This is a genomic window from Micromonospora trifolii (genome assembly GCF_050516465.1).
In the GTDB taxonomy this organism is placed as follows: Bacteria; Actinomycetota; Actinomycetes; order Mycobacteriales; family Micromonosporaceae; genus Micromonospora; species Micromonospora trifolii.
The window spans coordinates 3,890,710-3,903,617 of record NZ_CP191526.1; the positions used below are offsets into that span (position 1 = coordinate 3,890,710).

At 70.3% G+C, this 12,908-nt stretch carries 7 protein-coding genes; 2 read left to right on the plus strand and 5 right to left on the minus strand.

What is annotated here, in order from left to right; genetic code table 11:
- Positions 1 to 605 precede the first annotated feature (605 nt).
- Positions 606 to 2,459, plus strand: a complete 1,854-nt coding sequence (locus tag ACQRWP_RS17970; RefSeq protein ID WP_430496271.1) for a right-handed parallel beta-helix repeat-containing protein — start codon at positions 606 to 608, stop codon at positions 2,457 to 2,459.
- A 293-nt stretch (positions 2,460 to 2,752) separates the two neighbouring features.
- Positions 2,753 to 4,390, plus strand: a complete 1,638-nt coding sequence (locus ACQRWP_RS17975; RefSeq protein ID WP_430496273.1) for a hypothetical protein — start codon at positions 2,753 to 2,755, stop codon at positions 4,388 to 4,390.
- Between the two features lie 68 nt (positions 4,391 to 4,458).
- On the opposite strand, the gene pulA is transcribed toward ACQRWP_RS17975, so the two are convergent.
- The 5 genes from pulA to ACQRWP_RS18000 form a co-directional block, all read right to left on the minus strand.
- A complete protein-coding gene (gene pulA, locus ACQRWP_RS17980; RefSeq protein ID WP_430496275.1) occupies positions 4,459 to 9,954 on the minus strand; it encodes a pullulanase-type alpha-1,6-glucosidase in 5,496 nt (1,831 codons plus the stop codon).
- A 110-nt stretch (positions 9,955 to 10,064) separates the two neighbouring features.
- Positions 10,065 to 10,757 carry a cellulose binding domain-containing protein gene (locus ACQRWP_RS17985; protein ID WP_430496277.1) on the minus strand — a complete coding sequence of 231 codons (693 nt, stop codon included), beginning with the start codon at positions 10,755 to 10,757 and terminating at the stop codon, positions 10,065 to 10,067.
- A 100-nt stretch (positions 10,758 to 10,857) separates the two neighbouring features.
- On the minus strand, positions 10,858 to 11,538 hold the full coding sequence (locus ACQRWP_RS17990) for a hypothetical protein (protein ID WP_430496279.1): 681 nt from the start codon (positions 11,536 to 11,538) through the stop codon (positions 10,858 to 10,860).
- Between the two features lie 97 nt (positions 11,539 to 11,635).
- Positions 11,636 to 12,025 (minus strand): hypothetical protein, encoded by a 390-nt coding sequence (locus ACQRWP_RS17995; protein ID WP_430496280.1) that lies wholly within the window; start codon positions 12,023 to 12,025, stop codon positions 11,636 to 11,638.
- A 38-nt stretch (positions 12,026 to 12,063) separates the two neighbouring features.
- Positions 12,064 to 12,897 carry a hypothetical protein gene (locus ACQRWP_RS18000; protein ID WP_430496281.1) on the minus strand — a complete coding sequence of 278 codons (834 nt, stop codon included), beginning with the start codon at positions 12,895 to 12,897 and terminating at the stop codon, positions 12,064 to 12,066.
- Positions 12,898 to 12,908 lie beyond the last annotated feature (11 nt).

The window sequence follows — 12,908 nt, forward strand, 5'->3', positions numbered from 1 at the left end:
CCAGATCCGCGACTGCGACGACGTCTGCCGTCCCCGACGTCCACGTCGCGCCGGGCGTGCCCGACCCCGCGCTGAGGGGCTGGCGACCAAAGGCCCTGGCCTTGATCCACTCGGTTTCCATGAAATCGCGCTCTCCCCGCCGCCCGGAAACGGCGCTTTCAAGAAAGCCGAGTGGATCACGCCTTGAGGGCGGGCAACGTTCGGTACCGCCCACCCGGCGGCCGTACCCGCGCACCGACAGCGACACCGGCTGCGACACATCGACACCCGACCCGCCAGACCGGCGAAGAGACCGGCGGCGCGGCGCATCATCGACCCGCACACCGGTGGCGACGCACGCACGGTGGCGACGGCCTGCACGGGCTCGGCTTGGCGAGCGACGTAGTCCGTCGGTGTTCGTCCCGCCCAGGCCACTTCCTACCGGTCAGGACCACTCGGCCGCCGTCGCCTGACCTGCGCCAAATGCGTGGTTATCTCGGATAAGTCCGCATCGCGAAGATGGTTCTCATACGGTGAGGATCAGAGGCTACAACCCATTTGTAGCTGGTCGTGGCGCCTCGGGCGGTGCGATCCCGTCTGGTAGCAGGAGAGGGCGGAAGGCTCTGATGTCCAACGACGTAACGAGTACCGACGGCGGGGCCTCGGCAGCTCCGCCGACACGGCGAAGGCGGGCGCTCTGGGTCGCCGGTGTGGCCGGGCTGACCGGCGTGGTAGGCCTGGCGGCCCTCGGCGGCGTCGCCGCTCGGGACGACAAGCCGAAGTCCGACCAGGTGTCGGACGCGCAACCGTCGACCAACCGGCAGAACGTCAGCGATGACGGCGGCGCGGACAAGGGCGGCGCCAAGGACGGCGGCGGTCAGGACGACGAGTGGAGCGGCGACGACTGGAGCGGCTTCGACGACCAGTCCGGCAAGGATGGCGAGGAGCGCAAGGACGGCAAGGAGCGCAAGGACGGCAAGCACGACGAGAAGGACCGCACCAAGCAGGTCCCGTGCGACTCCGACAAGCTGATCCAGGCGATCACGTTCGCCAACGACGAGGACGGCGGCGTGCTGGAGCTGGCCAGGGGCTGCACCTACACCCTGACGCGCAACCAGGACGGCAACGGCCTTCCGGTGATCACCGAGCACATCACCCTCAAGGGTGAGCACACCACCATCGGTCGCGAGGCCACGGCCGACTACTTCCGCATCCTCAATGTCGGCGCTGGCGGGCACCTCACTCTCAAGGGCCTGAGCATCAGGGGTGGCCAGACCCTTCAGTCCCCGATGACCGCCGACCCGGCGACGGTCTGGGCGCCGTACTCGGCCCCGGTCCGCTCGACCGTGGCCACGCCGGCCGCGGCGGCGCCCGCCGCGAAGCCGGCGGCCGCGGCCGCACCCGGCGCCAAGCCAGCAGCAGCAGCAGCAGCGAAGCCGGCAGCGAAGGCCGCCGCCAAGGCAGCGCCCGCAAAGGCGGCACCCGCCAAGGCCACCGCCAAGCCTGCCGCGAAAGCAGCGGCAGCGACCAAGGCCGCCACGGCCAAGCCGGTAGCCGCGGCGGCGAAGCCGGCGGGTGCCGGTACGGCGGTCGTACCGCTGGTCGAGCAGCCTGGGTTCACCGACGGCGCCGGGGTGCTGGTGCAGCCCGGTGGTCGCGCGGAGATCCTGGACAGCGAGTTGCTCTACAACCAGTCCGGCGGCAACGGCGGAGGGCTGGCCAACTTCGGCAGCACCAGGCTCAGCAAGACGACAGTCGCGCACAACACCGCCTTCTTCGTCGGCGGCGGCATCTTCAACGCCGGCGTACTCCAGGTCGACGAGTCGAAGATCAAGGACAACACCGGGATCATCGGTGGCGGTGGCATCTCCAACGGCGCGCCGGCGATTCGCAGCGAGGGCGTTGTGGGCGGTTCGGTCTGGGTTCACAAGAGCGAGGTCACCGACAACGAGACGCTCGGCTTCGGCGGCGGCGTGCTGGATGTCGAGGGCACCACGACGCTGCACCAGACGACTGTCGGTGACAACACCGCGGTGCTCGAGGGTGGTGGCGTCGCGGTGGCGGACAGCCAGCTCACCCTCAAGGACGCCACGGTGGCCAAGAACAGCGCCGCTCGCGAGGGTGGCGGCCTGTTCGTGAGCTCCGACAGCGTCGCGACGATCGAGAGCAGCAGGATCAAGGACAACACCACGGGCTTGTCCGGCGCCGGCCTCTACAACGACGACGGCGTCACCACGCTGCGCGACAGCGAAGTGGTGGGCAACCGGGCCGTCGGTCCGTTCGCCCGCGGCGGCGGCATCGTCAACGCCGAGGGGAGCGAGGTCAGACTCCACCGGACGAAGGTGGCGCACAACTTCTCCACCCTTGAGCCGGGGGGCATCTTCAACAGCATCGGCGGCACCGTGACGCTGGACGACGAGTCCGCGGTCACTGCCAACCGCCCGACCAACTGCTTCAACGTTACGGACTGCTTCGCCTGACCGGGTGGGGCTGAACCACATAGAAGAGGCGCGCCCCTTCGAGCCGTGACCGGCTCGGAGGGGCGTACCCATTTGGGCAGGTCAGGCGCGTGCAGGCCGGCTTGGGGGGCCGTGTGTCGGTCCGAGCCCCGCTGGGGGCAACATGAACCGAATGTGGGCTTCTCTCGGATAAGCCCGCGAGGCGAGGAACCTTCTCATACGGTGGTTTTGGGAGCTACAACCGATTTGTAGCAGGGGACACCCGTCTGACGGCGGCGACCCTGTCTGGTACGAGGAGAGGGCAGAGAGCTCCGATGTCCAACTACCTAACGAACAACGAAGCCTCCGGGCGGGCGACGGCCAAGAGCCGCCGCAAGCTCTGGCTCGCCAGTGGCGTGGCCGGTTTGACGGGCGTGATCAGTCTCGCGGCGGTGGGCGTCGCGGGCAGCGCCGGTGCGGTCGGCTTGAACTGGAACACCGCGCAGGTCAGCAAGGACGGCGACCAGCGGGGTGACGAGGGACGCGACTGGGACAAGGACAAGGACAAGAACCGGGACGACAAGGACCGGGACAAGGACCACGAGCGCGGGAAGGAGGTGCCCTGCGACACCGACAAGCTGATTCAGGCGATCGTGTTCGCCAACAACAAGCACGGCGGTGTGCTGGAGCTGGCCAAGGGCTGCACCTACAACCTGACCCGCAACGACTACGAGGGCAACGGCCTGCCGATCATCACCGAGCGGATCACGCTCAAGGGCGAGCACACCACGATCTCTCGGGAAGCCACGGCAGACTACTTCCGCATCCTCAACGTCGGCGCCGGTGGTCACCTCACCATCAAGGGCCTGACCATCAAGGGTGGCCAGACCCTCGAACTGGAGAACGGTGTCGAGCCGGCCGCTGTCTGGGCGGCCTACTCGGACTCCGAGGCGCTCGCCGCGCAGGTAAAGGCGGGCACCCCGTTGGCCCAGGCGCTCACCGCGCGGCAGGCCAACCCGAAGGCGGGCCTGAAGGCCGCGCCGAAGGTCACCCCGAAGGCCAAGCCGGGCGTCGTCACGCCGCTCGTCGAGCAGCCGGAGGAGAACGACGGTGCCGGAATCCTGGTTCAGCCGGGTGGTACCGCCGAGATCCTGGAGTCCGAGGTCGTCCTGAACCAGTCGGGCGGCAACGGTGGTGGTGTGGCCAACTTCGGCACCACGAAGATCTGGCACAGCACCGTCACCCGTAACACCGCCTTCTTCTTCGGTGGCGGCGTCTTCAACGCCGGGCTGCTCAAGGTCGAGGAGTCGAAGATCAAGGACAACACCGCCGTCATCGGTGGTGGCGGTATCTCCAACGGTGCCGCGGAGATCTTCACCGACGACGTCGACGGCGGAACGGTCGAGCTCAAGAAGGCCGAGATCACCGACAACGAGACGCTCGGCTTCGGTGGTGGCTACCTCGACATCGAGGGCAACACCACGGCGTACGAGACCAAGTTCGTCTCGAACACCGCGGTTCTCGCCGGTGGCGGTATCGCTGCGGCGGACAGCCAGCTGAACCTGCACAACGTCACGGTCGAGAAGAACAGCACCGCCGGTGTCGGTGGCGGTGTGGCCATCGCCTTCGACAGCGTGGTCACGTTCGAGAAGAGCAGCATCAAGGACAACACCGCCGGCTTCTTCGGCGGCGGGCTCTTCAACGCCGGCAGCGTCACCACGCTGCGCGACAGCGAGGTTGTCGGCAACCGGGCCGTGGGTCCGATCGGAGTCGGCGGCGGCATCTTCAACATCTTCGGCGAGGTCAACCTGTCGAAGACGAAGGTCGCCCACAACTTCTCCACCTTCGAGCCGGGCGGTGTCTTCAGCTTCTTCGGAGACGTGAACCTGGACGACAAGTCCGCCATCACCGCGAACCGTCCGACCAACTGCCTGGCCATCCCGGGCGGCACGATCGACAACTGCTTCGCCTGATCGATCACGTAGCGCCAGCACAACGGACCGGCCCCCTTCCGCGAGTCGCGGAAGGGGGCCGGTTCACGTCACTTCTGGACGAAGACCGCCACGCTGCGCGCCGGTACGGCGAACGTGCCGGCCGCCCGGTCGAACGAGGCGGTACGCAGCACCGGGTCGGCCGAGTCGACAAGCACCGGGTGCAGTGCCACGTCCGCTCCGCGCAGGCCGGTCACCGTCTGGTCGGCCGCCGACGGGGTGCTGTTGAAGACGACGGTCAGCGACTTCCACGGCCCGCCCAGCCCACGGGCGTCCAGGGTCATGGTCAGCACACCCGGCGTCTCCTGCGCGCCGGACAGCGGGAACGCCACCCGCCGCTGTACCTGTTCGGCGGTGGCCAGCCCGAACACCGGCGACGACGCCCGGATACCCAGCAACTCGGCGTACCGGGCGTCGGTGGTGTTGATCGCCGCGCAGTCCGGAACCAGCGCCGGGTCGGCCAGCAGCGGCTTCGCGTACGACCACTTGTCCTCGTTGTCGGGCGCGGGCGGCAGACCGGCGCCGAAGCCGTTGCCCCGTTCACAGCCCCAGCGGATCTGGTTGAACCAGTCACCGGAGTTGTACGAGTTGCGGTCCAGCGACTTCGACCGCAACCGTTCGGTGCCGGCGGTGACGAACCCGGTGCCCTGTGCCAGCACCACAGTGCCCAGCGCCAGCACCTGCATCCGTGAGCGGTCCGCCGCCGTCGTGGCCTGCGGCAGTTTGTACGCCAACGCGTCGTACAGGATCTCGTTGTCGTGCGCGTCGGCGTAGGTGACGGCCTCCCCCGGCGCGGCGGTGTAGCCGGCCGGGGAGCCGTTGTAGTCCACCTGCGCCCCGGTGACCTCACGCCCTGCGGTGTCGGTGAACCGGTATCCGCGCAGGTTGCCGGTGAGTCCCACCTTGATCAGGTCGTGGGCGTGCAGGAGTCGGGCCTTCTGCTCGGCCGGTGACCCGTTGACCGCGTCGCCGTTCGGGTCGGTGTAGAGCCCGGAGGCGAAACCCTGCACCCGGGGGTTGGTGTCGAACGGTCCGCCGCCGCGCACCGCGTCGCGCAGCCGGTCGTTGAAGGTGCCGATACCGGTGCCGGCCATGTTGGCCTGGGTGGCCTGGACGAAACGGGCGTCGTTGGCGACCTCGCCGAAGTTCCAGCCCTCGCCGTAGAGCATGATCGCCTTGCCGTCCACGCCGTCGCGGGCGACGGTCAACCGGTCCAGGGCTGCCCGGACGGCCAGGATGTTCGCCTTCGGGTGGTGACCCATCAGGTCGAAGCGGAAGCCGTCCACCTTGTACTGCCGGGCCCAGGTGACCAGCGAGTCGACCACCAGCTTGCCCATCATGGCGTGCTCGGGGGCGGTGTTGGCGCAGCAGGTGGAGTTGGCCACCATGCCGTCCTCCAGCAGCCGGTGGTAGTAGCCGGGCACGATCTGGTCGAGCACCGACTTCGCGTCGGTGCCGGCCGCCGACGTGTGGTTGTAGACCACGTCCATGACCACCCGAAGCCCGGCGTCGTTCACCCCGGCGACCATCCGCCGGAACTCGGTGGTCCGCGCCGCGCCGGCCGGGTCGACGGCGTAGCCGCCCTCCGGCACTGTGTAGTGCAGCGGGTCGTACCCCCAGTTGTAGCCGTCGGTTTCGGCGACCGCCGCCACGCACTTCTGCTGCTCGGCCGAGTCCGGCGGCAGCGCCGCCAGGTCGCAGGCCGGCTGCCGCTGGTCGGCCCGCTTCTCCGGGATCGTCGCGAAGTCGAACGCCGGCAGCAGGTGCAGGTGGGTGACCCCGGCGTCGCCGAGCGCCCGCAGGTGGGTCATGCCGGCGGTCTTCGGGTCGGTGAACGAGAGGAAGGTCCCCCGCCGGTCGGCCGGCACGGTGTCGTCGGCGATGGAGAAGTCCCGCACGGACAGCTCGGTGATCTGCGCCTTCGCGGCCGGCACCGGTGCCGGTTTGCGCAGCGTGCGCCACCCGGGGGGTGCCAGCGCCGGGTCGTTCAGGTTGACGAGCTGGCTGTGCGTGGAGTCCGCGGCGAGGGCCACCGAGTACGGGTCGGTGACCGCCGCGGTGACCATCCGCTGCGCCGCCGGCTGCCACGCCCGCACCTCGTACCGGTAGAACTTGCCGGTCCAGGTGTGGTCGCCGCGCACCGACCAGACGCCGGTGCGGTCGTCGCGGCGCATCGGCACCGTCTTCGGCGCGGCGGTGGGCGAGTCGAACAGGTGCAGGCGCACGCTGTGGGCGGTCGGCGCCCACAGCGCGAGGCTCGGCGTCCGGCCCGCGAACGTGGGTCCGAGGGTGGCGTCGGCCGCCCGGGAGTACACGTCGTCGAGCACGCCGGGGATCTGCACGCCGGTCGCGGCGAGCAGCGCACCCTCGGCGTCGCGTTCGGTGACCAGCAGTTGCCCCCGCAGCGCCGCCGGGACCTTGGCCAGGTCCGCCCGGTCCAGGGCGAAGCTACGGTACGACCACAGGTGCGGGAATCTGTCGCGTTGGGCCTCGGTGAGCCCGTTGCGCTGCGCCCGCAGCGGCAACGTGGTGTACGTGCCGGTCAGCTCGCCGTCGACCACGCTGACCCCGCCGGTGGGCGCGGTGACCAGCGCGTACGTCCTACCGTCGGTGGGTGGTGTCTGCCACGCCACTGTGGAGCGGTCGATCCAGTGCGCCTTCTGCTTGCTGATGTCGGTGTCTCCGCTGGCGGTGGTGGCCGTCGACGGCAGCAGGCGGCCCGGCGTGGCGGCGAGCAGCCACACCTCCCGGCCGGCGCTGGCGAAGTCGAGCCGCTGGTCGTCGGGCAGGTCCTTGGTGTCGCCCTGGTGGATGATGTAGTTCAGGCCGGTGGCGCCGGCCGCCAGCGGCACCCGGAACACCGCCCCGAACGCGTCGACGGAGGTCGGTCGCAGCGGGGCGGACCACTCGGTCGGGTTGGCCGCGCCGTCCCACAGGTGCAGGCCCCAGCCGTCGTAGTTGCCGTCGGCCCGCCGGTAGTGCAGCACGGCGGTGCCCTCCTCGACCGGCGGGTCCGGTTCACCGGCGGCCGCCTGCCTGCTCGGGTAGATCGCCGGGTCGCCCTGCTTGAGCCAGATCTCGCCGGTCTGGGTGACGTCGATGCTGCGGTCCTGGGCGACGTCCTTCGTGCCAGCCTTATCGACAACCAGGAAGTTCACCGACGTCGCGCCCGGCTTGAGTTTGACCCAGGCGAACCGACCGTAGGAGTCCTCCCCGGCGAACGGCTGCCCCTTCGGCCACTCGGTGACGTACGCCGGGTCGATGTCCCCCCAGGCGTACAGCCCCCAGTCGTCGTACCCCCCGGCCGGGCGCTGGTAGTGCACCACCGCCCACTCCCGGGAGCTGCCCTGCGCCGGGGTCCCCACGACGGCGGTGGACCGGGCGGTGGCGGTACGGCCTCGGCCGTCGCGGACCACCGCCTTGTACTCGATCCGGGTACCGCCGGCCAGGCCGGTCAGGTCGTGCTGCACCGTGTACGGGGTGTGGTCGGCGCTGCCCAGCAGCGTCCACCGGCCGCCGGCCACCCGGGCCGCGACGGTGACAGTGGCCAGCGGGTCGCCGGTCACCCGGGCGGTGACCGTCGCCCGGGTGGCGACCGGCGCGTCCGGAGCCGGGCTGGTGATGGTGATCGTCGGCTTGTCGGCCGCCGGTGCGATGGGGTTGCCGGCCCGGTACACCGCCGCCGACAGCGGCGGCACGGTGAGGGTCAACTCGCCGTCACCGCTGGCTGGCACTGCGCCCGAGCCCCCGTAGATGCCGGTGAAGGTGGCGCCGGCCGACCAGGTGTCCACCGTGACAGTCTGCGCGGTGTCGGCGTTGTTCACGGCCACCACGTATTCGGTGCGGTCGGCCGGGGCGATCCGGGAGGCGGCGAAGACGCCCGGCCCGTCGTCCGCGTACCGGGTAACCTGCACACCGTCGCGCAACGCCGGGTGGGCCTGGCGCAGCCGGCCCAGGTCGGCGATGGTCCGGTACAGCGGGTGGGTCGTGTCGAACTGGTCGCTGGCGTGGGTGCGGTCGGTGCCGAGCAGGTCGTCGTCGAGGTAGTCGGGAACCCTCGACGCGAACATGTCCTGCCGTGCGTCCTTGTCACCGCCCGGGCCGGTGAAGCCCTGTTCGTCGCCGGAGTAGACCACCGGCTGGCCACGAGTCAGGAACATCAACTGGTGCGCGAGCTGGTCACGACGCAGGTGGCTGGCCGGGTCGCTGCCACCACCGGCGATGAACGATCCGATCCGGCCCATGTCGTGGTTGCCGAGGAAGGTGGTCAACCGACCCGCGTCGGTGTCCCGGGCCGCGTAGAGGTCGTCGCGGGCGTACACGTCGGCGAGCGCCTTCGCGGAGCCGGCACCAGCGGTGAAGCCCCGCGCGGCCTCCTGAAAGGCGAAGTCGAGGGTGGCCGGTAGGCCACCTTGGCGGACGTAGCTGGAGCTGATCTCCGGGTCGGCGCTGTACACCTCGCCGAACATGAAGAAGTCCTTCTTGCCGGCCTTCTCGGCGGCCCGCTCGATGCCCTGGCTGAACTGCGGCCAGAAGTCCATGTTGACGTGCTTAACGGTGTCCAGTCGGAAGCCGTCGACGCCGGTCGCGCCGATCCAGTCCCCGTACGCCTTGGTCAGGCCCCGGACCACCTCGGGACGCTCGGTCCACAGGTCGTCGAGGCCGAAGAAGTCGCCGTACTCGCTGTTCTCGCCGGCGAAGGTGGAGTCACCCCGGTTGTGGTACATGGTGGCGTCGTTCAGCCAGGCCGGGACCTTGACGCTCGCGTCCTTCGGTTCGGCGAACGTCGGCGTGTATGGGAAGGACTCCTTGTTGACCCGCGGGAACGCCCGGGAGCCGTCGGCGTAGTTGCGGTCCTCGAACGCCCGGCCCTGCGCGTCGGTGTACGGCGAGGTCGCCTTGTCCACGTACGCGTACTTGTCCTCGGCGTACCTGATCACGTCGGCGGTGTGGTTGACGATCACATCGAGGTAGATCTTGAGGCCGCGCTGGTGGGCGAGCTTGACCAGCCGCTTCATCTCTTCCATCGTGCCAAAGTGCGGGTCTACCTGGGTGAAGTCGGTGATCCAGTAGCCGTGGTAGCCGGCCGAGATGTCGTTGCCGGCACCCTGCACCGGCCGGTTCTTGAAGATCGGGGCGAGCCAGATGGCCGTGGTGCCCATCCCCTGGATGTAGTCCAACTTGTCGATGACGCCCTTGAGATCGCCGCCGTGATAGAAGCCTTTGTCGGTCGGGTCGAGGCCGGTCCGCAGCCGGTCGCCGGTGAGGCCGCCCCGGTCGTTGCGGGGGTCTCCGTTGGCGAACCGGTCCGGCAGGACGAAGTAGAACTGCTCGGCTCGGGCGGAGTTGCCGCCGGCCTTCAGCAGCGCGTCGGCGGTGGGTTCGTCACGCCACTGGGTCGCGCCGCCGATCGCGAGTGAGGCCCCGTCGGACGGCCGGGGGTCTGCGGCGGCGGGGCGCACGGCGACCGGAGCGCCGACGAGCGTGACGGTGAGCAGGGAGGCAAGGGCCAGCAGGGCAGTGCGCGGTATCGGCGGGGGTTTCATCGACGCCTTCCTCTGGTCGCTGATTGGCCGCACGCTAACCCTTGCCGAAACATTCTGCAATACCTTGCAAACATGGTCGCAACAAAGCAGCATCCTTGCGGAAGGGCCGGTCAGAGCCCGTTGCAGCGCGCCCCGTCCACAGTGCACTCCCGTGGTGTGTGGGACGCCCGCTCCATGTGGAACCGCAACGACACCGAACCACCGGGCGACACCTCGACCCCGCTGACGTACGTGAAGCCGTCGTCGGACTGGCGGATCGTCCCCTGCGGGACGCCCTCCACCCAGGCGGTCACCAGTCGTCCACCGGAGAACTCCAACCGCACCGTCCAACCACGCCTCTGGGCGGACGTGTTGACCATCGCCACCTCGCCGATGAAGCCGCCGTCGAAGCTCTGCACCACCCGGTACCGCCCGGTCATCGCCGGCTGCCCCGGCGCGGCCCCGCTGGGCGACCGTGTCGCCGTCGGCTTCCCGGTCGGACCGTCCGTCGGGTCGGCCGACGGTGAACCGGACCCGGCCGCGGCGCTCGGCGGCAGCCCGCTCGCTCGGCCGGATATCCCCGGCAGCACCGGCGCCCGAGACGGCACCGACGTGGGCACGCTCGGTGCCACCACAGCGGACGGCACCGGCAGCGCCGGCGGCTGCGCGCCGTCCGGCGCGGGGCTACGTCCCCGGTACGCGCCCAGGGCCACGATGAGCAGGACCACCATCACGACGACACCGGCGCCCACCACGATCCAGGGCGACGTGGCGATCGCGACCGGACCGTGTGGCGGGCGCGGAACACGGCGCATGCCGGACATGTACCTCCTTCAGCGGACCGTCCGCGCAGCGTAGCGATCGGCGGCCCGGCCCGGAAAGCCTTGGCCGCGCAGCGTCACCGCACCACGACCCGGCTCCGGCTCAGCCGATCCGGCAGTCGACCCCGTTGATCGTGCACTTGAGCGGTCGCTGCGCCGAGTCACCCCAGCCGACGCGCAACCGCAGCGTCCGAGAGTCACCCTCATCCAGCGAACGGGTGCCGCGCAACACGAACTCCCCGTGCCCGTGCCCCCGCACCGAGACGCCCGAGTCATCACTCAACCGCAGAGTCCAGGTGTCGTCGTCGAACACCAACTCCACCTGCCAGTCCATCGACCGACTCGACTCGTTGGCGATCGACAGCACCGCCGAGTCCCCGTCCCAGCCGTTCGTACCGACCTGGTACCGGGCGCTGACCGTGTCGTCCGCCGATGCCGGCGGCGCCGCCAGGACGTTCGTCCGCCCCGGAGTCGGTGAGCCGGTCACGGTGGCCCGCGGCGACGGCGTCCGACTACTGCGCGAAGGTCGCGGCGACACCGAGCGCCGCTCCACAGCGGCCGGAGTCGGCCCACCGGTGGCCGACGCGGCGGCCGGCACGGTCGGCAGGAACGCCGGAGGCGCGGCCTGCGGCGGTGCGTCCCGCTCCCTGGTCCGGAACGACAGCAGCGCGATCACCAGGAGCACCACCAGCGCGCACACACCGAGCAGCACCACGATCCACGGCACTGTCGCCAACACCCGCGCCGCCCGCGAATCTGCCGCACCGTCCGGCCGCACCGCCATCTGGTCTCCCCTCGTCCCCACCGACGCGACAGCGTAGCCAGCGCCGCACGGACCGGAAACCGGGCGGGTACGGATCGGACCGACCGGCCCCGGTCGATCAGCCCGTCCGGACGACCGTGCAGATCAGTGGTCCGTCATCCGAGATACGAAGCAGGTAGCGGTACCGCTCACCCGGCACCGCCTGCCCCCGACTGTCCAGGAACTCCCACTCCACCGCCACCATCGCCAACAACGCGGACACCTGCTGCACGTCCTCGATCCGGGCATGGGCCGCGACCAGCTCCCGGTCCTGGTAGTCGGGTGCGGCGCCCACGAAGGAGAGCGCCACCGCCGCCGCGGACGTGAACGAGAAGCTGTAGGTGTCGGCCACCACCAGCCCCGGCAGGGCGTAACAGCCGGCGATGGCCGGCAGGTCGCCGGAGGTCAACGCCACGCCGTACCGGTCGAAGAAGTCGGCCAACGTGTCAAGATCCGTGGAGGCGTTCACGGTCACAGCAATTGCCGGTCACCGCCCAGGTCAAACCTTCAGCGCGGCGGTACCCGCACCTCGATCTCGGAACCCAACCGGGCGTCGGCGGCCAGACCAAGGTCGTCCCCACTCCAGAACCGCCCCGGGTCATACCAGTTCGGACGCCGACCCGCCGGCAGCAACCCCATGGCCTCATAGGTCACCGCCACCACCTCGGCGCAGTACGCCGTCTCCAGCGCCCGGTCCCGCTCCCCCGCCGACCGGGCCGAGCTGACCGGGCCGGAGGGGTTGGCGCGGTCGGCGCGGTCGCCCTGGGTGGCGCGGTCGGCGCGGTCGGCTTGATTGGCGCGGTCGGCCGGGTTGGGGCGGTCGGCCGGGGTCGGTCGAGGTGTCGGCTGGCCGAGGCGTGACAGCGCCGACAGCCGGCCGAGGTGCGGCAGCGCGGGAAGCCGGCCGGGGCGCGGCAGCGCCGGCACCCGACCCCGCACCCAGCGCCACGCCAACTGGGCGGTCGACGGGAACGGCGTACCGTCCAACCGCGCAATCGTCCGCAGCACCGCACGCTCCATCTCCGCGTCGGCCGGCGGGTCGAGCTGCCGCAGCCAGGCCCGTTGGCCGTACCGGTTGGCCCACACGCAGACCGCGTCCCGCAGGTCGTGCAGCTGGACGCCGCGCTGGTGGGTGCCCGACCACAGGTCCGGCAACGACCTGCCCAACTCCGCGTGCCACATCAGCGGCGGCATGTCGTCCAGCACCACCGCCATCCCGACGTGGTTCACCGGGCTGTTGGTGGTGAACTGGATCGCCCGGTCCGGCACGCTGCGACCCCGGAACACCCACACGTCACCGGTGCGGGTCAACTCGACGGCCTCATCCAGGCTGATGCTCATGAGGGTCTAGC